Source organism: Shewanella sp. c952, from assembly GCF_019654975.1.
In the GTDB taxonomy this organism is placed as follows: Bacteria; Pseudomonadota; Gammaproteobacteria; order Enterobacterales; family Shewanellaceae; genus Shewanella.
Window position 1 is genome coordinate 1 of the sequence record NZ_BPEW01000035.1, and the last position, 25,046, is coordinate 25,046.

Below are 25,046 nucleotides of genomic sequence, written 5' to 3' on the forward strand. Positions count from 1 at the left end.
TTTCATATCTATACCATTTGTTCAAAAAACAAACTTAAGCCACATTAACTTTCCTTTCCACTGTTAATGGAGCCAAACGATTATGCATAACTTTAATCGTTTCAAACTGAGCTAACTTTTTAGTCTCAGTTAATCGGCATTCTTGGGATAAAATCATAACAAGTGATGCTTGTAAGCCTGACTCAATGACCATAGCTGATACACTGTGCTCAGTGGTTCTCAGCTGAAAAATCTTGCCGATATCACTGTATACACATTCATGAGACACATCGAAAAACCAAGACTTTGGCATCTGTGGCTTCAATAAAAAGTGCGCGGCAGTAGCGTTTAACGCTATTTGTACAATGAGAGCATCATTGAGGGAAAGTGTCTTTTGTAAACGATCAACCAAAGCAATATAGAACTTAGCGTGTTCAACACTAAACTCAGTTGTTATTTTGGCATCTGGTATTAGGGACTTTAATTTAAAAGGTGATAGAAATTCCATATCACTTCCTAACGAAACAGTTAATACACCATGTGTTTCGTTATATCCCCATTGCCAATCCCTTTTTGGCATTAATAACATATCGTTTACCTTTATTAAGATACAAATGGATAATAGATGATAATTTCATCAATATCAAAATAAATTTAAAACGTTTTTTCAGATCTTATAAAATAAAAAACGATCATCTCGATCTAATATTAGATCTTAATGATCGTTTTATGATCTATATTATAAAATATGATCGCGTAGCCTTTATTTTATACGATAAGCTTCAATAATATCTTTAATTAACTGTGGTCCTTGATAAATAAAACCAGAGTAAATTTGCACCATTTGAGCACCAGCATCAATTTTATCGAGTGCATCTGCAGCAGTGTTAATTCCGCCAACGCCTATAATAGGTATTTGACCTTTAAGACAATCTGCGAGTTGTTTAATCACCACTGTTGACAATGAATTCAAAGGCTTACCACTCAAACCACCGGCTTCATTTGCATTGAGCAAACCACTTACACCATCGCGAGTCAAAGTTGTATTAGTGGCAATTGCTCCATCAAATTCATTGCGAATGAGTGAATCTGCAATCTTTTCAATCTCTTCACTTGAAAGATCTGGTGCAATCTTTAATGCGATGGGTACGTATTTACCATGCTTTTCAGCAAGATCTTTTTGTTTTTGCTTTAGTGATCCTAAAAGATCATCAAGCAGATCACCGTATTGTAGCGATCGTAAACCCGGCGTATTCGGAGATGAAATATTGACTGCTATGTATGCAGCATATTGATAAACCTTATCCATACAGATTAAGTAATCATCTTTACCAAGCTCTACTGGCGTGTCTTTATTCTTACCAATATTGACACCAACCATAGCATCAGATTTAACAGCTTTAAGATTTTCAACCAGGCTATCTACGCCTTTGTTGTTGAATCCCATGCGGTTAATAATCGCTTTAGCAGGCTTAAGTCTAAACAACCTCGGCTGTTCATTGCCTGGTTGTGGACGCGGTGTAACAGTACCAACTTCTACGTGGCCAAAGCCCATCGCATGGAAAGCATCAATACATTCACCGTCTTTATCCATACCAGCAGCTAAACCAACAGGATTTGGAAAAGTTAGTCCCATCATTGTTACTGGGGCTGGTTTAATTTTTTGTGCATAAAAGCAGTTTAGTGGTGAATTACCAGTAGACTTTAAACTGCCGATAGCAAAATTATGCGCCAGTTCTGGATCCATCTGAAACATGAACTTTTGTGCGATTTTATAAAACATGTTTTCTCCTAGACCGAAAAAAGCCCCGGCAATTGCCAGGGCTTCTGATTTTAATCAGATTACTTTTGACCTTCGCAGTGAAGGATCAAAAGGTTAAGTTCACGTAGGGCAACTGAGAACTTTGCAAACTCATGGCTTTGCGAAGTCTTGAAATCAGCCAGCATATGGAACCAACGCTCCAACAAGCTTTGATTTGATTCAATCCATTCCGATATGATCTTGCTAGCATCACAGCTTTCAGTACATGTTCTTAATACTACAGAACTGAGTGAACGCTGCTGCCAATCAAGCTCTTCTCTAAACGCTGCTCTTGCTAGTGCTTGCCAATGGTTTGATACTGGCTGCGCACTTATCTGCTCAAGGAACCAATGCAAGTCAACACTTGCACCTAACTTAAAGTATGTCTCTGCAACTAACGGTACAGGTTTAGCTTCAAGATCACAGATTTGTGCAATATCTAACGCTGAGAATAACGTGCTCACATTAGCAACAACCATTGCTACATCTTCAGGTACACCCTCTTTAATTAGTGCATCTGATTCAGCACGGATGCCTGCAACTTCATCGTTATCCATATACTGATGAACATTCGCTTTAAGTTCATCAAAGACTGGAGTAAAGAACTCAATAGTCTGTTCAATATTAAGATTACGATTGCGATGACGCAAGAACCAGCGACTAGCACGACGAATATTGCGTCGTAGTTGATGCAACATCTCACACTGCACAACTGCTGGAATAATACCGTTCAGATCGGTAATCGACTTAGTTAAATCAGCTAAACCAAATACTTCGCGAGCCATAGTGTAACAAATGGCAGCTTCCGCAACTGAGGCACCTGTCTCATCTTGCATACGTTGCACAAAATTAAGTCCCATATCATTAACGAGTTCATTCGCTAATGAGGTGGCAATAATTTCGCCGCGTAATGGATGCGCAGCCATGTTTACGGTGTACTTCTCTTGCAGTTGCTTAGGGAAATACTGAACAAGTAGTTGGCTCAAGAAGCTGTCTTCAGTTATTTCAGAAGTCAGTAGTTGCTCTTTCAAGACCATCTTAGCGTACGCGACGAGTACAGAAAGTTCAGGTCGTGTTAATGATTTACCATTCACTAATCGGTCGGCTAGCTCATCTTCATTAGGCAAGAATTCGAGCGCTCTATCGAGTTTGCCCTCTTTCTCTAGGTAATGAATAAAGCGGATCTGTTCTTTAAGCTGCTCAGCGCCGCGCACCTGAGTAACTGAAATGGTGCGAGTCTGGTCTTTACAATCTTGCAGAACGATGCGGCTTACTTCATCCGTCATCTCTTCGAGCAAACGGTTGCGTTGCTTAACAGTCATTTCACCGTCTGCCACTAAGGCATTAAGCAAAATCTTAATGTTAACTTCGTTATCAGAACAATCAACACCGCCAACGTTATCAACAAAGTCGGTATTCATACGGCCACCATTGGCGCAGTATTCGATACGTCCTAGTTGAGTACAACCTAAGTTACCGCCTTCGCCAATAATTTTAGCTTTAACTTCATCGCCATTGACGCGGATTGAATCGTTGGCTCGGTCGCCTACTTCAGCATGTGATTCGCGAGTCGCCTTAACATAAGTACCGATACCGCCATTCCAAATCAAATCGACCTGCATTTTAAGCAACTCTTTGAGTAACTCTAATGGCGGCATTGATGATTTCTGGCTACCCAACATCTTTTTCATTTCAGCAGATAATGGAATCGATTTTGCTGAACGCAAGAATATTCCGCCACCTTTAGAGATAAGTTCGGCGTTGTAATCTTCCCAGCTTGAACGTGGCAGCGCAAATAAACGCTCGCGCTCTATATAACTGCTTGCTGCATCAGGATTCGGGTCAATGAAGATATGCATATGGTTAAATGCTGCAACTAAGCGTGTGTGCTTAGACAACAACATGCCATTACCAAATACATCACCAGCCATATCACCAACGGCTAAACAGGTAAAATCTGTAGTTTGGCAATTAACGCCCATTTCACGGAAATGACGTTTAACAGACTCCCAAGCACCACGAGCAGTGATGCCCATCTTCTTATGGTCGTAACCGTTACTACCGCCTGATGCGAATGCATCACCAAGCCAGAAGTTATACTCTTCTGCAATTGCGTTAGCGATATCAGAGAATGTCGCGGTGCCTTTATCAGCTGCTACAACTAAATAAGCGTCATCTTCGTCATGTCTAACGACATTTTCAGGCGCTACAACTTCGCCATTGATAATGTTATCGCTAATGTCGAGTAGACCACGAATAAATAGGCGGTAGCACTCTTGCCCTTCAGCGAAGAAAGCTTCACGTCCACCTTCAGTAGGCAACTGTTTACAAACAAAGCCACCTTTAGCGCCAACTGGAACAATCACGGTATTTTTAACTTGCTGTGCTTTTACCAAACCGAGTACTTCAGTTCGGAAATCTTCGCGTCGATCGGACCAACGTAAGCCACCACGAGCGACCTTTCCGCCGCGAAGGTGGACACCTTCAACACGTGGAGAGTAAACGAAAATTTCGTACTTCGGCAGAGGTTTTGGCATCTCAGGGATAAGTTCAGGCTCAAACTTAAATGAGATATATGACTTAGCCTCACCAGAAGCCGCTACTTGATAAAAGTTGGTTCGATTTGTCGCATTTATCAAGTCTAAATAACGACGAATAATTCGATCGTCATCCAAACTAGAGACGTCTTCTAGGCGAATATCAATTTGTTCAATAAACTTGTTTAATGTACGTGTTTTCAACTTAGGGTTGAATTTACGTATGTACATTTTCACCAACAAATCAGCGATCTGCGGGTAACTTGAGAACGTCTCTTCGATGTATGCCTGGCTAAAGGTAGAGTCAATTTGACGCATATATTTAGCGTAAGCACGAAGAACTGAGACTTCGCGCCCCGTTAGACCAGTTGATAAAACCAGACGGTTAAAGCCATCATCTTCTAGCTCTTTCTTCCACACTTGAGACAACGCAGTCTGGAAGCGCTCTTGACTATCAGCAAGATCATCTGTTGCGACATCTTGTGTGGTCATCAAGAAATCTAAGATCCAGTAGGTGTCACCGTCAGCGGTAATCACTTCGTATGGACGCTCATTAATGACACGCAAGCCAAAGTTTTCTAGCATAGGCAACACATCTGAAAGATGGATTGGCTCGTCCTTATGGAACAGTTTTAGGCGAACTTTGCTATTTTTAAGTGCCGTTTCTTGTGGCTGATAGAACAGCATACCCAGTTTATGGTCATCATCCAGCGCTTCAAGGTGCTGCACATCAACCACAGAGGAACTAGGTAAAACATCTTCTTTGTAGCTACGAGGGAAAGCATTAACGTAACGCTTAACTAGGCTAGTACCGATTTCTTCGCCCTGATTACTGATTAATGCACTACCGAGTTTATCTTCCCAAGAACGTGCTGCTTCAGTTAAATTATTCTCTATCGCGGCCACATCGACATCCATATTATTGTTATCAACTTTGATAATGTAGTGAGTTCGAGCCAAAGTTGACTCAGAGAAATATGTTGTAAACTCAACATCTTCACTACTATTAAAGTGCTGTGCCAGAATTCTTTGAGTATCTTCACGCAGCTTAGTGTTATAGCGATCTTTCGATACATACACTAAACAAGATAAGAATCGACCAAATCCGTCTTTTCTAACAAACAATTTAAGTTTGTCGCGGTCTTGCATCTCAAGTACGCCGTGAGCAATACGAGCAAGCTCTTCAACATTAGCTTGGATCAACTCATCGCGTGGCAGTGTCTCAAGAATATGCATTAATGCTTTATAATCATGAGAACGTGGCGTTAGACCGGAGTTATCAAGCACCCGCTGAACCTTCTCAGACAACAGTGGGATCTCGCGAGGGCTGCGATTATAAAGGTTAGACGCATACAAACCGATAAAGCGATCTTCGCCAACGACATTACCTTTGTCGTCAAAGCGTTTAACACCAATATAATCGACGTACGCTGGGCGATGGACTCGGCTCTTTTCACTGCTTTTCGTTAATACTAATAAACTAGTATCTAGTGCTTCTTTACGGGCACTTTCTGAAAAATCAGATAACATCAAACCGGTTTCAGTCTTTGCTTTCGCTGACTTGGTCATCAAACCGAGGCTTGTGGTTTTATCTGCAACAAGTTCTAAATCACCTTCCACTTTACGTAAATCGTAACGTCTGTAACCTAGTAAGGTAAAGTGGTGGTTATTGAGATATTGAAGAAAATTAGTGGCTTCGCTAAGCTCTTCTTTTGTCCCTGGATAAGGCCTTGTCGCTAGCTCAGAAATAGTCTCACCAAGCTTTGCTGACATTGCGTCCCAGTCTTGAACTGACGCCGCAACATCGGCAATGATAGACTCAATCTCTTTGGTCAAAGTTTTAATATCGCTATCGCTGCTTTGACGGTCGATTTCAATTAAGAAGACGGCGACTTTGTCGACACCCGCTTTATCTTCTGCACTATAGCTTACATGCGTCACCGAGCCATCTTTACGCTCAATCGCCATTGGCGTATGCAACATCATGTGCGCCGTGATCCCTAGTCGATTAATTGCCATACCGACAGAATCAACTAAGAAAGGCATATCCGGCTGGATAATTTCGATGATGGAATGGCTAGACTCCCAACCATGTTTCGATTGGCTTGGGTTAAACACGCGTATGTGGCCTTCGCCGACGGAAGTTTTGTTTAGGGCGTTCCACTGACTCAAAACTGCGCCATAAAGGTCGCTGTCATTACGGGCATTGAGGTCGTCTTTCGACATATGCGCGTATAGGCAAGTAGCAAACTGTTCTACTTGTTTTGCTTGTGAATTTGGAACTTTAGAGTGAATAAGGTTGACTACATTTTCTAGTAGTACTGAAGGCATTGCATCTTTCAAGGCCATGTTGCTGTTTCCTTAGGGGGCTATGGCAGCGCTTTTAATTTTTATGGATGCTTCAAAATCTGACCTGAGCCTATTTCTGTGACCTAGGTCATAGCGCGAAGTCTATTACTAAATCTGCCATAATTCGAGAACTATTTTAGTGGTAGTGCCTCCTAAAAAGAATGCTAGCCATCATTTATTGCTTTGTGATGAAATAACAATCGCTGATAGCGTTTTTTTATGCAAAAAAAAAGAGAAGCTTAAGCTTCTCTTTTTGGTTTATTTACTTAGGTTGTCGCCAGAATATGGCGGTAATCGCCGGCAGGATAATTATTGCCCCGAGCATATTCACCAAAAACATAAACGTCAGTAATATTCCCATGTCCATTTGGAATTTAAGTGCCGAGAAGAACCAAGTGCTCACACCAATGGCCAGTGTCAATCCGGTAAATATCACCGCACTACCACGCTCAACTAACGCTTCATAATAAGCTTGCTGGACTGGCATACCATCTCTAAGCCTTACAGCCATTGTTGACAGGATATAGATCCCGTAATCAACCCCAATTCCGACACCTAATGCAATAACAGGCAACGTACTAACTGCAAGACCGATATCAAGTTGGGTCATCAATGCTTGCGCTAATGTTGAAACCACATAGAGCGGCAAGATAACCGCAATGGTGGCTCGCAAAGAACGGAAGCTAATTAAACACAGTACGAACACTGCGCCATAAACATAGAGCATCATAGGTAGTTGTGCTTCTGCAACCGCTTCATTAGTCGCAGCCATAACCCCAACAGGTCCAGATGCTAGCTTAAATGTAAGCTGATCATTATTCATCTGCTTCTGTAGTTGATTAACTTTGTCGATGACAACTTCAATGGTTTCAGCTTTATGATCTTTAAGGAACAGATACACTGGCATGACAGAGCAGTCACTGTTCAATAAACCTGAAGTGGTTGGTACGCGCCCTACTGCCTGTACAAGACTGGCGGTGTTTCTAGGTAGGACTTGCCACTTCGGATTACCTTCATTAAAGCCAGCATTGACTCTCTTAGCGACAGAGGCAAGACTTGCTGTTGACTCAACACCCTTGGTATTACTGACTTGCCATTCAAATTCGTCAATCTGAGTTAACACAGAATGGTAAGTACAAGCTTCTGGGAATGCCTCAACAATAATGGTCATCACATCGGTAGTAATTGAAAACTTGTCTGTAATGAAAAAAGTATCTTGGTTGTATCTAGAATCAAGGTGCAGTGCTGGCGCCCCGCCCTGTAAATCGCCAATTTTCATCTGATTGGCTTGCTGTAAACCTACAGCATACAAACCCGCGGTGATGAGCAAAACCCAAACTGCATATTTAGGCGTTGCAAACTTTGACAGTTTGACCCAAATATTATTTTCTTTTACAGGTGCTGTGTTCTTTTGCGGCTGCACATGAGTGTATGAGATCACAAGTGGCAACAAAACAAGATTGGTTAAAATAATAACCGCAACACCAAGAGAAGCTGAAATGGCGAGCTCTCGGATAATGCCAATATCAATCGCCAGTAGCGTCATAAAACCGATTGTATCTGAAAGTAGCGCTACACCACCTGGGATCAATAAACTTCTAAATGCTAACGCTGCCGCAGCTTTAGTGCTCTGTCCGTCGCTAACGCGTCGTTTGACCGCATTAATCATTTGTACACTATGGCTGACCCCGATCGCGAACACCAAAAACGGGATCAAGATGGACATCGGGTCTAAACCAAAACCAACAACGGTCAACAGACCTAATTGCCAGATAACAGCAGTTAAACTGCACACTAAAGGTAAAATGGTAAGCACGATTGATTTAGAGAAAAAGTAAACCATTACTGCTGTTACGAGGATTGCTATTAAGAAAAATAGCAGTACCCCTTTTGCACCTTCGGCAACGTCACCAGCCATTTTAGCAAAGCCAATGATATGAATTTTTATATCATCTGTTTCGTACTGTGCGCGTAGCTCTTGCTCTAATTGTTCAGCAAACGCAAGTGTGTCAAGCGCTTCACCTGTTTGTGGATCAAAATCCATTAACTGAGCACTGACCATTGCTGCTGAGTAATCTTCTGCAATCAAACGTCCAACAATACCGGCTTTTTCTATATTACCTCTGACTATTGATAAACCCTGTTCAGAAGTGGTGAAGTCCGCAGGGATCACTGGACCGCCAGCAAAACCATCTTCGACGACTTCGGTAAAGCGAGTTGACGGAGAGAATAGAGACTTAACTTGAGCTCTATCTACACCTGGAATAAAAAATAATTGGTCGTGAACATTTTTGAGCGAGTCAAAAAAGTTAGCATTGAAGATGTTTCCGCTTGTGTCTTCAACTGCAACCATAATGCTATTTGCACCACCAAACTGCTTTTGATGCTTTAAATAGGTTTTCATGTAACTGTGATTTAGAGGAATATTCTTTACAAAAGCTGCATCCATTTTTAGGTTACTAGCTTGTATACCTAGAAATAGGGTTGTAATAATAAATAAGAATATTACAAAGGCCCGGTGCCTAAAAAGATAGGTTTCAATACCGTTTACAAATTTATCTAACATAAGTCAGGTCCTATTATTTTTGTTCTAACTTGATGAGACCTTTATTACCAGCGACCCACAATCCGCCAGCGGTGTCTTTAGCAATAGCGACTAGATTTTCGCCTTGTCTTTGTTCAACCAATGTAGCTTCATCGGTAGCCGAAACATCAATAACTACACCAGCATTGCCGACAAGGCGCAACGTAGACTTATTGATAGCAATACCTGCATTGATCGTTGAATCTACCGGTAATGTGATTTCTTGCCATTGAGACAGCGGCAGATTTGCTCTAAAAAGATGTCCGCGAAGTCCCATCACATAGACAGTATCACCAACAACGCTTGAATTAAAAAGAGAGCCTTCATAGGGAAATTCTTGCTTATTCCAATTGCGACCGTTATCGCTTGAAAGTGCGACAAGGCCTAGTTCACCGACCATAATCAACTGACCATTTGTAACAGGAATAACACGATTAAAGTGCGGCAGTAAGGTACTACGCTCTGATAAGTATAGCGCTTCATCTTCAGCTTTAAGTTCTTCTAAGTAAGCAACATCTTCTTCGAAAAGTAGCTCTTGATGGTACTCACTTATCCAGCTTTTACCGCCATCATTGGTGCGGTAAAATAAGCCATAAGCGCCAATAGCGATGCCATTATTTTCATCGAAAAATAATAGATCTAAAAATGGCTTATCAATATCTTCAGACTGCATCTGCAGTTGCCAGGTTTTACCACCATTCTCAGTGTGCAATATAGTGGCGTCATGTCCAACGGCCCAACCTTTTGCCTCTGAAATAAAGAAAACCTTGGTTAATTGCGCGACGGTCGGTGTGGCAACCTGTTGCCATTGAGTATCATAAATAAAGGCATGACCACGCTCTCCAACAGCAACAAGTGTATTGCCAGCCTGAGCAATATCAAGCACTAATGAATGAGCAGCAAGAGGTTGTATTTGTTGTTCTAAATTGGTTTCTTGAGCAAGTAAAGCAGAAGAATTAAAAATACTGGCGACACTCAAGATTGAGATAAATCGAAGCATGCTAAACGACATACAGACTTCCTTTCAAAATAAGAGGGGCATAACGCCCCTCTCTAAGTGGGTTAACGAATACCAGCACGTCTTAACGCAGCAGGCGTGAAGTTACCTTCACTCAACTTTGCATCAAAATCGTACATACGGCCTTCATTATCAAGCCCCATTGCGATATAGCGGCGAGACTGTAGATCATGGAATACTTCTAACGTACTCCATTGTGTCGGCACTTCGTAGTAGTTCAAACCATGAGCAATCGCGACACGGTAAAGCTCATCGCGGTTGTCGTACAGATCAGCGACAGATACCTGCCAAGAGTCTTCATCGATATAGAAAGTACGCGCCTTGTATATATGACGCATTCCCTCTTTAAGTGTTGCTTTAACAACCCATACGCGATGCTTTTCATAACGAACATACTCTGGGTTGATGTGACCCGGAGTAACTATCTGCTCATATGAAAGTTTATCAGAATGAAGCTTATAATCGTTGTAAGGAATATAAAGCTCCTGCTTGCCGACTAACTCCCAGTTATAACGCACAGGCGAGCCGTTAAACATATCAAAATCATCGGTTGTTCTTAGACCGTCAGATACTGTACCTGGCGTGTCGAATGCAACGTTAGGCGCTTTACGAACACGGCGTTGGCCAGTGTTATATGTCCAAGCTTGACGCGGCAATTTCTCTTGATCCATGGTCTCTTTAACAAGCAGTGCAGTACCTGCCAAACGCGCAGGCTGGGTCACGACTTGCTTGAAGAAGAATAACGTATTCTCTTTAGCCAATTTATCAAGCGTCATCTCTGGTCGAGAGTACTGGAAACGGATCTCTTCGGCAGTTTCAACCAAGGTATAACTACCGCCCGCAGTGGGTGCAGCTTGGCTGCGTGAGGTTTTAATATCAACACCACGGAAACGAAGTATATGGTTCCAGATAACTTCTAAGCCGTTCTCAGGCATTGGAAACGGTACACCGATAGATGCACCAGTCAATCCATTACCACCATCAATCAGCTCAGCACGAGTCGCGTTAGCTTTTGTGGCATCGTAGACAAATTGAGGAACTGACGCTGAACGACGAGTTTCATACACATTCATCTTGAACGTTTCAGGGTACAACTCAAATAATTTTACTTGGCCGTCACTAAGATATTCTTTGTATTTATCTTTGTTGGCATTGGTAATGGTAAATTCAATTTTGTCACCAGGAAATGGATCCGGGTGATGCATACCTTTACTGTAACCCGCTACAGGCTCAGTAATGCCGCCATTCCATGCTGGAATTGAACCATCAGCATTTCCAGCTTTTACAGCACCTAAAGGTGTAAGTTCGGTACCTAGTTTGGCAGCGTCTGCGTCAGAAACTTTAGCTACAGCACTAGAAGCACTTAAAGCCATCATGACTGCTGCAGACAATATCGCAAGATTCTTCATTATTATTGTCCTTGTGATTTAGATTGAGTACTTAATGTTGAACGACACATAATCTCGATCAGCCATAGCATTTGTTGTCCCTACTCCACCAAAGAACGTGTTGTAAGAGATGTCAGCGCCCCATTTGCTTTGGTAATCAAAAGCAACGCCCAAGGCGACGGATTTCTTACCTTCAGTAAATAGGAACATTGGATCCGGCGTAATACCGTCAACATCATGTGAGAAAATAACTCGTGGTGCAACATTCACCCCACCCCATACGTTGTTATAGTCCGCTTTAGCAACTAGACGATAACCCCAAGCAAAATCAGTTGGGAATGGGTTGGTTTCTGGGCCATTATGCAATGCCTCGATAATACCAGGCATATCAGGATTACCACCTGAACGTGCAGTGCCAGGACCGTTTAGACGAAGCTCGTCAAAACTTGGCATATCATGGATCCAAACACCACCAATCTCAGCCAACATCGTCAGGTTATCGGTGCCCAATGTTGGACCAAATAGATGAGTGAACGTTGTTTGAGCTTGTGTGGTATCTAGACGAATGAACCCTTCGGCATATTCACCAGGACCATAGTTTTCAACTTGTGAAATACCATCGAGATCGGGGCGAAGGCCGGCATTTGCCAATTGCTGTGGCATGGCGGCAAATAGCAGTTCAACATCATCAATCTGTAGAGGCTCATCCAAGCGGTGAGCAATTTCACCAGCAACCGAAGTATCACCTACAAGGGTATTGAAGCTAAAGCCCATTAACTGAATATCTTCAGGATAAACAATTTGCGCCTTAGAGAAAGTCTCTAATGCTAACAGGTCCTCTCGAGTCATCGCTTCGCCAGACTGTGCTTTACCACCTAGGCGTTGTAGATCTCGACCAATCGCTTCTTGAGTAAAGTTTGCAGTAGTACCACTAATTAAAGGACGACGGCTATGATAGTTCATGTAGTACAAGCCAAACTCAGTTTCACCAAGTTGCGGCGCGTAATAACCAACTTTCACACCCCATTGGCCGTCATCACTTGCTGATGCATCATCTTCCACTAACGTGGCTTTTGTTGGATAAGCGAGTGCTAGTTGCGCTAATGTTGCACCATCTACTTGACCAGAACCAACCATCCCAACTAATGCGTTGTATTCAGAAAGTAGGAAATCTAGATTCATATCTGGGTTAGCGTTAAAACCTAACTGTGCATTCTGATTGTAACCACCGTAACCGGCAAAATCATTGGTAGAAAATATAGAGCCTGGCGTTGGAACCCAAACTGGCTGCCAATCGTATTGGTAGAAACCTTCTACAGACAGGTCGTCAGTAATCCCAAAAGATGCCCAAACCATGCCTTGCGGACGGAACGCTTCTTTTAGTTCTGCACCTGGTGCATTCAAGATATTCAAATCAACGGCATTAATAGAGCTTATACCGTGGGCAATAAGGGTACTCTCACCCCATGAAACCACTTGATTACCAACGCGAACAGATAGAGGGTTTGCGCCATCATTAAAATCAAAGTCAGCATAGACGAATGCATCTAGTAATCGAATATCTTTACATTGAACTTCCGATGCCTTGCTATCTTCACATGGGTCAAACTCTTTGCCCGTAAGAGGGTCATTAAAGTCATAACTGCCATCGTTTAGCTTACGATCGTAAAAGTACATAGCACGGGCAAACACACCAAAGTTCTGATATTTTAAAGATAATTCGTGCAAACCTTTAAATATTTCAGAAGTCGTATCGCCTTGCGAATAAAGTAAGTTACTTAAATCACCGTTACTTGAGTAGGAACCAGGCTGAGCCCAAATTTCTGCTGAACTGTATTTGGTATTTCCAAATGCAGAATAACCTGACCAGTCAAATTGAGGCTGATTCACCTTACCAATTTGATTTTCCCAATCTCGCCCTTCTACTCGCCAACTCGCACCAGCAGTCCAGGTTGAATCGAATGTTCCTTCTACTTCGCCCCAATTGAATGAGACTGCATTGGCACTTGTTGACATGCCAAAACCGAGCGCCGCGACTATCCCCAAAGCGAGCGTCGACTTATTAAAGCCGTTCTTAACCTTTTTCATTTTAGCTTCTCTCCGTAACCTGCTGGATTCTTTTGTTATAGGAATTGATAACCAACATACTGTTAGCTTACAGGTAACACCATTGTTACAGCATTTATACGTAGTGAGCAAGGATGAAATATAGAAAATCTTTAAAAGATTTCGCTATTTTACAAGGATTTAGCAAGGTGGTTTGAGGAGTGTATTTAAATCAGATTTAGATAATATAACGAGACAAGCATTTAGCTAATATATATTATTTAATAACAATACCTTATCTAAATTAACAGATAGCTAAAGCACTGCGTTTAAAGTAATCGACCGTTTTAAGTAATTACTCTAAACCCTATTGAGTTGGATCAAATTTCCTTGAGCATCTACCACCATTTTGAAGTATGCTTTTATGCCTGAACGAGTGAAAAATGGTCTAAAATGTCTCGCGCTTATCCACAGAGTTCTTCCGGTTGAATCGACAACCTCCACTTTAGTGACTTGACCACGGTAGTAAGGTAGAAAATCTTCATAGCTAATATTAAGAGGGAACAGGAATACTTGATTTGATTGTTGCACGTGGATTTCTCGAATATTTATTAAATGCCTGCTTAAACAGGGCTATTGCCCTGAATAAGCTGAGACTTTACTTTTTACGACTGAATTAAGATAGCGCTTTAGTCACCTTCTCATAGAGGTCTTTGGACAATTCATCTATTGCCAAAATATTCTCTAAAGACTGACGCATCAGCGCTTGCCTTTCTAAATCAAACTTTTTGAATTGAATGAGCGGTGTAATAATCCTGGCCGCAACCTGCGGGTTTACCGTATTGAGCTCGATAATCGCTTTAGTCAGAAAGTTATAGCCTTTTGCATCTTTACGATGAAACTCAAAGGTATTACCTGCTGCAAAAACGCCTATCAAAGAGCGCACTCGGTTTGGGTTAGACATGGAAAAACCATCATGTTGCAACAGCTTTTCAAGTTGCTCAATACAGCCCTCATTAGCAAATGTAGCATGTAAACTAAACCACTTATCCATTGCTAATGGCGTCTCTACCCAGCGAGATTCATATGCAGCCATTAATGCTGTACGCTCACTTGAGTTGTCACTATTCAGCGCGGTTAGGGCCCCTAAAGTATCAGTCATGTTATCGGCAGTTTCAAACTGTTGCTCTGCAATATAGCGGTAACTGTCATCAACCTTAAGCAATAAATTTAGGCAGATATTTTTAAGCGCACGGGCATCGGCACTATCGATGTTCTGTAACTGTCTTACTTTTGCTAACAGTTCATCTTCACAACCTTGTGCAATTTCATTGACGGCAAACTGACGCGCTATAGCAAGACTATCTAAGTCGATACTATCTGTTTGCTCTATCAGCGAGCTTGCACTCGTCAGGTTAAGAATTTCAGCCATTAGTGCTTCATTTAACGATTCAGATAAAAGCACACCTTTGAAGCCATCAACAAGCCGACTATCGATATGCATAGCTTTGCCATTTTGCAAATTATCAACGCACTGCCAGATTGATTGGCTAAACAAGGATACAGAGGCCTCCCACTTGGCCACTTCACTATTAGCGAAACGCATTAAATGCAATAACTGCTCAATTGAATAATCAAAATCCAATTTTACCGGCGCAGAGAAGTCTTGCAATAAAGAAGCGACCGGTTTGGTGTTAATATTTTTAAAAACAAATTCCTGGGTTTGCTGTTTAAAATCCAATACCTGATTGACGAGACTGTTACCCTCGCTATCTATTAGCTCAATATCAAATGGAATATGCTGTGGCAATTTGTTCGATTGACCAGGAGTATCAGGTGTTTCTTGAGACAATGTTAAGCAATAGCTATTCGTTGAATCATCAAAAGACTCGCTAGCGGTCACTTGAGGAGTACCGGCTTGGCTATACCAGCGACGGAACTGCGCTAAATCAACTTGGCTGGCATCTTCCATTGCCGCAACGAAATCATCGCAAGTCACAGCTTGGCCATCATGCCTTTTAAAGTATAACGCCATCCCTGCTTGGAACTTTTCTTCCCCTAACAAGGTATGCATCATTCGAATCACTTCAGCCCCTTTGTTATACACAGTAACGGTATAGAAGTTATTCATTTCTATTACTGATTCGGGACGTATAGGATGAGCCATAGGCCCAGAATCTTCAGCAAACTGTTGGTTTTTCATCACCTTAATTGCGTGGATACGGTTAACAGCTCGAGAGCCTACATCAGAGCTAAACTCTTGGTCTCTGAAAACGGTTAACCCCTCTTTTAAACTCAATTGGAACCAATCTCGGCAAGTTACTCGATTACCGGTCCAATTATGAAAATACTCATGACCAACTACTGACTCGATACCATGGTAATCATCATCGGTAGCAGAAGCTTTATCGGCCAACACATACTTGGTGTTAAATACATTCAGCCCCTTATTTTCCATCGCCCCCATATTGAAGAAATCAACGGCTACAATCATATAAATATCGAGGTCGTATTCAAGATTAAAACGAGTTTCATCCCATTGCATTGATTTCTTTAACGATGCAATTGCATGGTGAGCTTTATGAAGATTGCCCTTATCGACAAAAACCTGCAGCTTAACGGCTCTATCGCTGCGGGTTATATACTCATCTTCTAATAGGTCAAAATCGCCTGCGACTAATGCAAAAAGATATGCAGGCTTTGGAAATGGATCATGCCATTTTACGAAATGTAAGCCACCTTCCAAATCACCACTTTCAACCAGATTGCCGTTACTTAACAAAAATGGGAATGCGGTTTTGTTTGCTTCTATACGCACGGTATAGATAGCAAGTACGTCTGGTCTATCAAGGAAATAGGTAATACGCCTAAACCCTTCAGCTTCACACTGTGTACAGTAAGCCCCGTCAGACATATACAAGCCTTCTAGGCTAGTGTTTGACTCTGGATCGACGACTGAGACTATTTCCAACTCGAAGCTTTGCTCATCAGTATCAATAATCAGCTGACCACTTTGCTCTTTATATCCGCTCTCAACACCATTTATTTTAACTGACTTCAACTTAATATCTTCGCCATCTAGTCGTAATGGCTGTAGGTGTTCACCCACTCTTTCGATTGAACTCGTCGCTTGAATTACAGAATTTTCACCCGCTAAAGAGATATTCAAATCTAGGTGTGTGATTTGAAAGAGTGGTGCTTGATAATCTTTTAGATACTTAGCTTGTGGTTGTGTCATCGTAGTCCTACCAATTCCATTTTTAAGTTAAAAAAAACGCGCTAAAAGCGCGTTTTATAATCTGCAATGAGAGGCTAATTTTGGTTCTTAGCCACTTTCTCTATATCCACTAAATCGAGAGTGATGTACGCCGTTTCATCGAGAAATGCATCAGTTTTATCAGCGTTATCATCTTCGATATCGTCTAATGACTTAACCACTTCAAGGCCTTCACGAACACGCCTTTCATTTTCGCGATCGAGTTGCTTCTTATCGTTCTCATCACGCTCTGCAAGACGTTCACTTTCAACTAACGATACCGTTTTGTCGTTATGATTAGCTTTAAACTCTTCTATATCTTGGAAGATATAGCCGAATTCAACATCTGTCTTAATTCGCTGTTGATGCTTACCATCAAGGTTTTGAATCAGCTGCGGATAAATCTCGCTTAACGTACCGTACTGAGCTACAGGCACTTTATCCCATGGCAGAGCGTTCTCTTCTTCGGCTTCGCCGTACTCACCTGGTTCAAGGGCACTCGGGAACGGTATATCTGGTGTTACACCCTTTAGCTGAGTACTGCCACCATTAATACGATAAAATTTAGCAATAGTGTACTGTACATGGCCAATAGGTTTCTCGTACATATCGTATATACGACCAAGGCTCTTATGCTGTTGTACTGTGCCTTTACCAAACGTCGATTCACCAACAATCAGAGCACGATCATAATCTTGCAGTGCTGCGGCAAAAATCTCTGATGCAGAAGCACTATAGCGATCAACCATAACAGTCAATGGACCGTCATAGGTGACTCGTCCATCGTTGTCTCTATTTTGAGAAACTCGACCATTAGCATCACGAATTTGTACTACGGGGCCTTGCTCAATGAACAATCCAGTAAGCAATGTCGCTTCAGTAAGCGCACCGCCGCCATTGCCACGCAAATCGATAATGATACCTTCAACTTTTGCTTCTTTAAGCTCAGCAAGCTCTTTAGAAACATCTTTTGAAAGGTTCATATAGAAACCTGGGATTTGAATAACACCGACCTTACGGTTAGCGTATGGTCCTTCAGTCGGTTCAACGACCTTAGAGGTAGCAGCACGATCTTCTAGACGGATTTTGTCTCGAACGATAGTTAACTCAAAAGGCTTAGCACTGGAACCACCTTTATTAGGTAAGATCTCTAAGACTACTTTACTGCCTTTAGGACCTTTAATTAGCTCGACAACATCGTCTAAGCGCCAACCGATAACATCAACAACTTTTTCGCCTTCTTGGCCAACGCCAACAATTCTGTCTTCAGGCGACAGCTTCTCACTGGTCGCTGCAGGACCGCCAGCAACTAAGCTTTTAATCACGGTGTAATCGTCATCAACTTGAAGTACCGCACCAATACCCTCAAGGCTTAAATTCATCTCCATCTGGAAACGCTCTGCATTTCGTGGTGATAAATAGCTGGTATGCGGCTCGACAGTTCGTGCAAATGCGTTCATAACGCCTTGAAACACGTCTTCGCTGTGAGTTTGACTTAGGCGCTTGATAGAATTGTTGTAACGCTTGGATAAAATAGTGACGATTTCGTCCCACTTTTTACCAGTCAACGTTAAGTTTAACGCATCGTACTTTACACGTTGACGCCAAAGTTCATTTAATTCAGCTTCAGTTTTAGGCCAAGCCGCGTCCTTACGGTCAAATTCATAAGCATCACCAGCCACATCAAACTTCATCTCTTGGTCAAGTAAAGAGAGTGCATAGGCGAATCGCTCGTAGCGACGTTTTTGGATCACTTCGAACATTGAGTATGCTTGTTGCAGATCGCCACTTTTCAACATATCGTCAAATTGAGTGGAATATGCCATAAAACTGTCAACATCAGACTGCAGTAGCACATTCTTACGATAATCCAATTGTTTCAGGTATCGTTCGAACACTTGCTTTGAAAACGCATCGTCCATTTCAAAACGATGGTAATGAGAACGGGTAAACAAACCAGTGACGCGTTTACTCGCCACTTTATGTTGGGGTTCCTGCTTTAAAGCAGGTAACTCGCTGAATTGAATAGTAGGGCTAACAGCCCACGCCGAGAATCCTACAAAAATACTGGCGATAGATACAGCCAGAGACATTTTCCGCATCAACAAGTTACTCCTTTACATGCTTTTTAAACCATTACAGCAGTATGTATTCAGCTTTAACTTTAATCGTTAAACCAGAATCTAGCTGAACTTGAACATCTTCTTTTTTGATGTCCAAAATAACACCAGCTACTGGCGCCTTACCTAGTTTGACGTTTACGCGTTGATTTTTCTTCAACTCAGCCAATACCGCAGGCGTTAAAACTACTTCTGCTACTTTTTCTTTAACAGGTTTTGCGCTCGGCGCCGCTTTCGGTCTTCTAGCAACCGGTTTTTTAACGGGTTTCTTAGCATTAGCTGAAGGTGCTGACGTTTTGCCTGCCTTAGCTATTCTTTTTGCTTTCGCTTTTTCCTGACTTTCTTTAAGTGTAGCTTGAGCATGGTCAACGTGCTCTTGTTCTAGCTCACCACAAGAATTACCATCTAAATCGATACGGTGCGTACCGGCTTTAACACACTTAAGGTAACGCCAGCTGCTTGTGTATCTTCTTAAAGCGATTCTTAGTTGAGTCTTACTGACTTTAGAATCATCAGCTAACCTTTCCGCTAAATCTTGAAACAATCCGATTTTTAATGGCTTCGTTTCACCTTCAGCAATAAAGCATAAAGGAAATGTTTCATATAAGTACGCAAGAATAGCGTTGGTATCGGTCAACTTTTCTGTTGATTCCATCTTTACTTCCACAGTTTAAAAAAGGGACACCACCAAAAGAGTTTCTATCTCTCATCGATTTAAGTGTCGTTTATATTTGTCTGATTATGACCTAAAGAACAAATTAATAATGATTAACCTATGTTTTTTAGCGGCAAAATCAAACCTACCTTAGCAACAACCTATCATAAACGCTATTGATTCGCTTTACCGAATAATGACGATTTGAGATTTCATTGCTCAAACCGCTTATTATAGGGATGCATGAGATGATTGCGACCATCAATTAGCAAAAATTGGTCGTAGATTAACCAAATAGGCAATTTTCGAGACTTTTAACCAAAGTTTCTACGCCTTGTTGATCGATTTCATCAAATCTTGATAACGATGGGCTATCAATATCCAGTACTCCGATAACATCACCATTGTGTCTAAGCGGAACAACCAACTCAGAAACGCTCGCTGAATCACACGCTATGTGTCCCACAAACTGATGTACATCGGCTATGCGTTGTGTTTGGTTTTTTTCAACAGCAGTTCCACAAACGCCTTTTCCTATCGGTATCCGAGTACAAGCAACTTTCCCTTGGAACGGACCTAAAACAAGTTGCTCGTTCTTTAATAGGTAAAAGCCCACCCAATTAAGATCAGTCAAATTATCATTTAACAGCGCAGAAAAATTGGCTAAGGCCGCTATTTGGTCATCTTCACCGCTCAATAAAGCGATAACTTGACGGTTCAACGTGTCATAAAATGACGCGGTCATATACATCCCCTAACTAAATCATCGATAAATCTAAATATATTTGCAGCATCTTATCAATAAACAACGTATTTAGAAGACTGATACTCGGTTTTTTTTAGTCTAAATTAGTCTTTTTCGATACTTTCTTTGCTGGGGCTTTATTGGCAATCGCAGCGCCTTTAAGCAAAGATTGTAGTTCATCTTTATGCTGCGCTAAGAAAAACCCAAGCTTTTCAATATCATTATCTTCCAACTCTAGTTCAGAGTTAGTCAAAAAAGGAATTAAGTTGTCAGCGATATCAAGCATCTTATCGTAGGCATCAGCCTCCTTTTTCGATGTGAAAGTCATCTTTTCAACCCCTTCTCTAACTACGACAAATTTGGTTACAACGGCCATAATCAATCTCGCACTGTTTTTATATACAGTAAAGAGTCTCACATATTGAAGTTCTTATGCAAGTTTTCTTGAAAATCTGATACGCTTATAGCGATAAGGACTCTGTAATAATCAAATGCATACGATTATTTGAGTTCACGTTTATAGCAATATGTTTGCTTTATTCCTTAACGTTTTATTTGAGGCTTTATTTCCTATGTCATCGGATACGCTAGACAATAGTGTGACTTTATGTCCGTCTTGTGATTTGGTCATCAGAAAACGTGCCCTGCCAACAGGCGTAAGGGCTATTTGCCCGCGATGCCATACACAGTTATACGACACACCTTATTGTTCAGTTAATGGCATGTTGGCGTTATGCATTACTGCAATTATTTTCTTTTTTCCCGCTAATTTATTTCCAGTGCTTGAGCTAGAATTTTTAGGCAGTATGCGTACTACAACCGTTTTCGAAGGCGCTGCAGCTGTCTATCAGCAAGGATATTGGGTTGTTGCGATAGCGGTAATGACGGCTGCGGTCATCGCGCCTGGCATCTTACTTTCTTCTATACTGGTGCAGATCCTTATCATAAAATTTGGATTGCAATCCCCTTTATTAAGGTCAGTATTAAAACAGGCACTAAAGTTACAAGGTTTACTGACACAGCTAACGATGCTCGAAATCTATGTCATCAGCTTTTTGGTTGCTGCTTTTAACCTTGCAGATTTTGCTACTGTTTCTTTCGGTTTTGGTACTTTCTGCTTTACAATGCTGTTTGTTATGCATTTATTTCTTTTAAGAGAGTATGACTTAGAGCATATGTGGAGTTTTCTTGAACGATAATCAAACAAGCTGCACATTAGGCAAAGAGATAGGGCTAACTTGCTGCCCAACCTGCAATAAAGTCACCTGCGCAAATTCCGCATGCTGTAGCCGCTGCGATGCTAAATTGAAAGTAAGAGATTACGATAGCCTGCAAAAGAGTTGGGCGTTATTGATAACAGCAGCTATTTTACTGATACCTGCCAATCTATACCCGATAACGACCCTAACGAATCAAGGGCAAGTCACTCAAGACACTATTTTTTCTGGGATTGCGCATCTGGTTAAAACAGACATGATCCCTATCGCTATTATTCTGTTTACAGCAAGTATATTGGTGCCGGTGCTTAAAATTGTCGGTTTAACTATATATTTAACAGCAATTAGCTTTAAGTTACCGATATCTAAGAAAAAACTAATGATGGGCTTTCATATTATCGAGTGGATTGGTAGATGGTCGATGTTAGATCTATTTGTCATTTCACTCACCGTTGCCGTGGTCAATATGGGACAACTTTTAGATGCAAAACCAGCACCTGCAGCCACTGCATTCGCCTTAGTTATTCTGCTAACACAACTGGCAGCAAAAGTGATTGATACACGCTTACTCTGGGACAGATTGGAAACTAAAAATGACTCAAGTACAAACACCTAAAGTAGTAAAGAAAAAACTCTTCTCTCCTATTTGGTTACTCCCGATTATCGCATTGGCGCTAGGAGCTTGGTTAGGAGTAAAGAGCATCCGCGAGTCTGGCGTAGAGGTCAGAATACACTTTCCAAATGCCACAGGGATGGATATTGGGAAAACCTTGGTAAAATATCAAGGTCTTACCGTGGGTAAAGTGGTTGATATCAGTATCGATGATGATCTTCAGGGCGTTAATGTTGATGTTTTAATGGATTACCGCTCCTCACCATTTCTCAACAAAGCGACCAAGTTTTGGCTTGTTAAACCTAAGGCTTCAATTACTGGCGTTGAAGGTTTAGACACCTTATTTTCCGGTAATTACATCGGAATTTTGCCAGGTGAAGGAGAATCAGCTTCCTTTTTTGAAGCAGAGATCAGCGCACCTGTTATTACACCGGGTAACGAAGGTCTAATCGTTAACATTACCTCAGAAAAGTTAGGTTCTTTAGATGTCGGTTCTCCGCTATTCTATCGACAGATCCCCGTGGGACAGGTTGTTGGTTACCGTTTAGATAGCAGTAATAAGATTATAGTTACTGCCTTTATTCAGCAGCAATATGCAAACTTAGTCAAAGTAGATTCACAGTTTTGGAATGTGTCTGGTATTAGTATTGACGCTTCTCTTGCCAGCATTGAAGTTCGTAGCGAAAGCTTAGCTTCGATTCTAGCAGGTGGCATTAGCTTTAGCTCAAATGATGAGTCTGCCACGGCAGAAAACAGACACGAATTTGCCTTATATGATAGCGAGAAACAAGCCTTCGGTGGTATCAAGTTTACATTGACCGCTAACGGTACTGAATCAGTTGCAAACAACACCGCAATTGTGTTTCGTGGCATTAATATAGGCCGGGTTACCAATAAAACGCTAACTGATAAAGGTATATCTTTAGAGGCAAAAATCGATAGTAAATATGCCGAATTGTTAGCCGGGAGCTCATCATTTTGGTTAGAAGGCGCCGATATCTCTCTAAGTGGCATCAATCATCCAGAGCGACTACTTACTGGTAGTGTGATTAACTTTATCGCGGGTTCTGGCGCGCCACTACAGCAATATCCCTTGTTAACCACTCAACCCGAGCCGGAAAATAGTAACAAGCTTGCGTTAACTTTAGACTCTGCTACTAATCCGGGCATTTCAGCCGGCGCAGAGTTACGTTTCAAACAGATTAAAATAGGCACGGTGCTGTCCAGCAAGTTAAATAAAGCACTGACTAAAGTAGAATATAATATCGAAGTCGATTCGGATTTCAGTACCTTACTGACCAAGGGCAGCTATTTTATCGCCGAGTCCGTGCTTTCAATAGAAGCCAACTTAGATGGTGTTGCGGTAAAGGCTCGCGATCTCAGTACTTTTACCAATGGCACATTGAGTTTAGTAAAAGGATCTAGCAACCAGCAGTTAGCTAACGGTGCGGAACTAAAAGTATTTGCCAGCAGTAACGAAGCAGATAACTACTTTAAGAACTCGCAACTAATATCTCGACAACTTTTCAGTAATGATGCCGCAGATGTGGTTGATGGCTCACCGATTTACTATAAAAAAATGCAGATTGGCCAGGTTAACAAGGTAGATTGGCAGCGAAAGAATAACGACTTTCTAATTGATATCAGTATCCAAAAAACATTTGCGTCGCTGTTAACCGACAAAACGGTTTTTTGGCGCAATAGCGCGTTGGCAATCAACGCTAGTTTAAGTGGAATTGAAGTAGAAATGTCGCCACTACAAGGAGCGATTAAAGGTGGGATCACTTTAGGACTGCTTGAGCAACCAGCACAAGGACGAGAAAATCAGCTATATGATTCTAAATTCCTTGCGTTAAGCCAATCAACGGCGATAACTATGACCTTCCCTGCTAGCGTAAAATTAGCTAAGAAAGCGCCTATCCGCTATTTAGGTCATAAAGTGGGTGAAGTCGAGTCCGTTGTACTGAGTAAAGATCTGACCAAGTTGAATGTTTCGGCTTACCTATATGGTGATTACGCCATGAACTTCAATCAGCGAGATGCTAGCTTTTCAATTGTTGACGCACAAGTTTCACTGGCTGGAATTGAAGCCCCAGAGACTCTGATCACTGGTCCCTATATTTCAGTCGTGCCCGGTGTTAGCACACAAACAGCAAATAGCTTCACAGGCCTGGTCAACAAGCCATTTTATAATGTGGATAACGCTCTTACTTTTATTATCACTAATAATAACTTAGGTTCTATCAATAAAGGGACTGCAATCTTCTTTCGCGGCATCAAAGTCGGTCAGGTCGATAGTTACCAGTTGATCGCAGATGGTACAGGTGTAGAGATGACGGCTCACATTGAAAGCGAGTATAAACATCTAATTAATAGCACAAGTGTAGTTTGGGATCTTTCGGGCGTTAAAGTTGACGTTGGTCTATTTTCTGGTGCTCAAATTGAAACAGGTTCACTTGAGACCATTCTTGCAGGTGGAATTGGCCTTGCCACCAAAGACATCACTGCAGCAGACAACATGATTGAGCCGCAACATCGCTTTTCACTTAGCTCCGCTGTAGATCCCCTCTGGTTAGAGTGGGCACCTAAACAATCAGCAACCGACTAACTTGCAACCGGATAATGCGAAAATGGCGATAACTTACTTAAGTTATCGCCTTTTTTTATCAAGAAAAGTGTTATACCAATCAGTATAAGAAGTTGATCTACTCAGAGTGTTTTCAGGCGTGCGAATTCAA

16 protein-coding genes are annotated in these 25,046 nt (G+C 41.7%); 3 read left to right on the forward strand and 13 right to left on the reverse strand.

The window, feature by feature from the left end; all coding sequences use genetic code 11:
* Positions 1–34: 34 nt before the first annotated feature.
* The 13 genes from K5R16_RS18160 to K5R16_RS18220 all read right to left on the reverse strand — a co-directional run bounded on the left by K5R16_RS18160 (position 35) and on the right by K5R16_RS18220 (position 20,854).
* Entirely contained in the window at positions 35–568 is a 534-nt protein-coding gene (locus K5R16_RS18160) for a cell division protein ZapC (RefSeq protein ID WP_044555902.1), read from the reverse strand.
* A 174-nt stretch (positions 569–742) separates the two neighbouring features.
* Positions 743–1,762 (reverse strand): quinone-dependent dihydroorotate dehydrogenase, encoded by a 1,020-nt coding sequence (gene pyrD, locus K5R16_RS18165; RefSeq protein ID WP_220739252.1) that lies wholly within the window; start codon positions 1,760–1,762, stop codon positions 743–745.
* A 59-nt stretch (positions 1,763–1,821) separates the two neighbouring features.
* A complete protein-coding gene (locus tag K5R16_RS18170; protein ID WP_220739254.1) occupies positions 1,822–6,666 on the reverse strand; it encodes an NAD-glutamate dehydrogenase in 4,845 nt (1,614 codons plus the stop codon).
* A gap of 262 nt (positions 6,667–6,928) precedes the next feature.
* On the reverse strand, positions 6,929–9,232 hold the full coding sequence (locus K5R16_RS18175; protein ID WP_220739256.1) for an RND family transporter: 2,304 nt from the start codon (positions 9,230–9,232) through the stop codon (positions 6,929–6,931).
* A 13-nt stretch (positions 9,233–9,245) separates the two neighbouring features.
* The gene (locus K5R16_RS18180) at positions 9,246–10,262 is read right to left on the reverse strand and encodes a YCF48-related protein (protein WP_220739258.1); all 1,017 of its coding nucleotides are present in this window, start codon (positions 10,260–10,262) and stop codon (positions 9,246–9,248) included.
* 50 nt (positions 10,263–10,312) lie between these two features.
* Positions 10,313–11,677, reverse strand: coding sequence for a DUF1329 domain-containing protein (locus K5R16_RS18185; RefSeq protein ID WP_220739260.1), 1,365 nt, complete (start codon positions 11,675–11,677; stop codon positions 10,313–10,315).
* An 18-nt stretch (positions 11,678–11,695) separates the two neighbouring features.
* Positions 11,696–13,744 (reverse strand): DUF1302 domain-containing protein, encoded by a 2,049-nt coding sequence (locus K5R16_RS18190; protein WP_220739262.1) that lies wholly within the window; start codon positions 13,742–13,744, stop codon positions 11,696–11,698.
* Between the two features lie 318 nt (positions 13,745–14,062).
* A complete protein-coding gene (locus tag K5R16_RS18195; RefSeq protein ID WP_220739264.1) occupies positions 14,063–14,293 on the reverse strand; it encodes a DUF2835 domain-containing protein in 231 nt (76 codons plus the stop codon).
* Positions 14,294–14,378: 85 nt separating this feature from the next.
* Positions 14,379–16,940 carry an aminopeptidase N gene (gene pepN / locus K5R16_RS18200; protein WP_220739266.1) on the reverse strand — a complete coding sequence of 854 codons (2,562 nt, stop codon included), beginning with the start codon at positions 16,938–16,940 and terminating at the stop codon, positions 14,379–14,381.
* 74 nt (positions 16,941–17,014) lie between these two features.
* Positions 17,015–19,060 (reverse strand): carboxy terminal-processing peptidase, encoded by a 2,046-nt coding sequence (gene prc, locus K5R16_RS18205; protein WP_220739268.1) that lies wholly within the window; start codon positions 19,058–19,060, stop codon positions 17,015–17,017.
* Positions 19,061–19,094: 34 nt separating this feature from the next.
* Positions 19,095–19,733, reverse strand: coding sequence for an RNA chaperone ProQ (gene proQ / locus K5R16_RS18210; protein WP_220739270.1), 639 nt, complete (start codon positions 19,731–19,733; stop codon positions 19,095–19,097).
* A 286-nt stretch (positions 19,734–20,019) separates the two neighbouring features.
* A complete protein-coding gene (locus K5R16_RS18215) occupies positions 20,020–20,478 on the reverse strand; it encodes a GAF domain-containing protein (protein ID WP_220739271.1) in 459 nt (152 codons plus the stop codon).
* Positions 20,479–20,572: 94 nt separating this feature from the next.
* Positions 20,573–20,854 (reverse strand): YebG family protein, encoded by a 282-nt coding sequence (locus tag K5R16_RS18220; protein WP_220739273.1) that lies wholly within the window; start codon positions 20,852–20,854, stop codon positions 20,573–20,575.
* 196 nt (positions 20,855–21,050) lie between these two features.
* Here K5R16_RS18220 and K5R16_RS18225 point away from each other — a divergent pair, with 196 nt between their 5' ends.
* Genes K5R16_RS18225 through K5R16_RS18235 form a run of 3 tightly spaced genes read left to right on the forward strand, consistent with a single transcriptional unit; the run spans position 21,051 to position 24,916 of the window.
* The gene (locus K5R16_RS18225; protein WP_220739275.1) at positions 21,051–21,677 is read left to right on the forward strand and encodes a paraquat-inducible protein A; all 627 of its coding nucleotides are present in this window, start codon (positions 21,051–21,053) and stop codon (positions 21,675–21,677) included.
* Positions 21,667–22,311 (forward strand): paraquat-inducible protein A, encoded by a 645-nt coding sequence (locus K5R16_RS18230; RefSeq protein WP_220739277.1) that lies wholly within the window; start codon positions 21,667–21,669, stop codon positions 22,309–22,311. The genes K5R16_RS18225 and K5R16_RS18230 overlap by 11 nt, the downstream gene beginning before the upstream one ends.
* Positions 22,289–24,916, forward strand: a complete 2,628-nt coding sequence (locus K5R16_RS18235) for a PqiB family protein (RefSeq protein WP_220739279.1) — start codon at positions 22,289–22,291, stop codon at positions 24,914–24,916. The genes K5R16_RS18230 and K5R16_RS18235 overlap by 23 nt, the downstream gene beginning before the upstream one ends.
* Positions 24,917–25,046 lie beyond the last annotated feature (130 nt).

Excerpts from the sequence above, each read along its gene's own strand:
- K5R16_RS18225 (WP_220739275.1), top strand. The coding sequence starts at position 21,051 with ATGTCATCGGATACGCTAGACAATAGTGTGACTTTATGTCCGTCTTGT.
- K5R16_RS18160 (WP_044555902.1), bottom strand. The coding sequence starts at position 568 with ATGTTATTAATGCCAAAAAGGGATTGGCAATGGGGATATAACGAAACA.
- K5R16_RS18180 (WP_220739258.1), bottom strand. The coding sequence starts at position 10,262 with ATGTCGTTTAGCATGCTTCGATTTATCTCAATCTTGAGTGTCGCCAGT.
- prc (WP_220739268.1), bottom strand. The coding sequence starts at position 19,060 with ATGCGGAAAATGTCTCTGGCTGTATCTATCGCCAGTATTTTTGTAGGA.
- K5R16_RS18215 (WP_220739271.1), bottom strand. The coding sequence starts at position 20,478 with ATGACCGCGTCATTTTATGACACGTTGAACCGTCAAGTTATCGCTTTA.
- K5R16_RS18175 (WP_220739256.1), bottom strand. The coding sequence starts at position 9,232 with ATGTTAGATAAATTTGTAAACGGTATTGAAACCTATCTTTTTAGGCAC.
- pepN (WP_220739266.1), bottom strand. The coding sequence starts at position 16,940 with ATGACACAACCACAAGCTAAGTATCTAAAAGATTATCAAGCACCACTC.
- K5R16_RS18170 (WP_220739254.1), bottom strand. The coding sequence starts at position 6,666 with ATGGCCTTGAAAGATGCAATGCCTTCAGTACTACTAGAAAATGTAGTC.
- K5R16_RS18185 (WP_220739260.1), bottom strand. The coding sequence starts at position 11,677 with ATGAAGAATCTTGCGATATTGTCTGCAGCAGTCATGATGGCTTTAAGT.
- proQ (WP_220739270.1), bottom strand. The coding sequence starts at position 19,733 with ATGGAATCAACAGAAAAGTTGACCGATACCAACGCTATTCTTGCGTAC.
- pyrD (WP_220739252.1), bottom strand. The coding sequence starts at position 1,762 with ATGTTTTATAAAATCGCACAAAAGTTCATGTTTCAGATGGATCCAGAA.
- K5R16_RS18190 (WP_220739262.1), bottom strand. The coding sequence starts at position 13,744 with ATGAAAAAGGTTAAGAACGGCTTTAATAAGTCGACGCTCGCTTTGGGG.
- K5R16_RS18235 (WP_220739279.1), top strand. The coding sequence starts at position 22,289 with ATGACTCAAGTACAAACACCTAAAGTAGTAAAGAAAAAACTCTTCTCT.
- K5R16_RS18220 (WP_220739273.1), bottom strand. The coding sequence starts at position 20,854 with ATGGCCGTTGTAACCAAATTTGTCGTAGTTAGAGAAGGGGTTGAAAAG.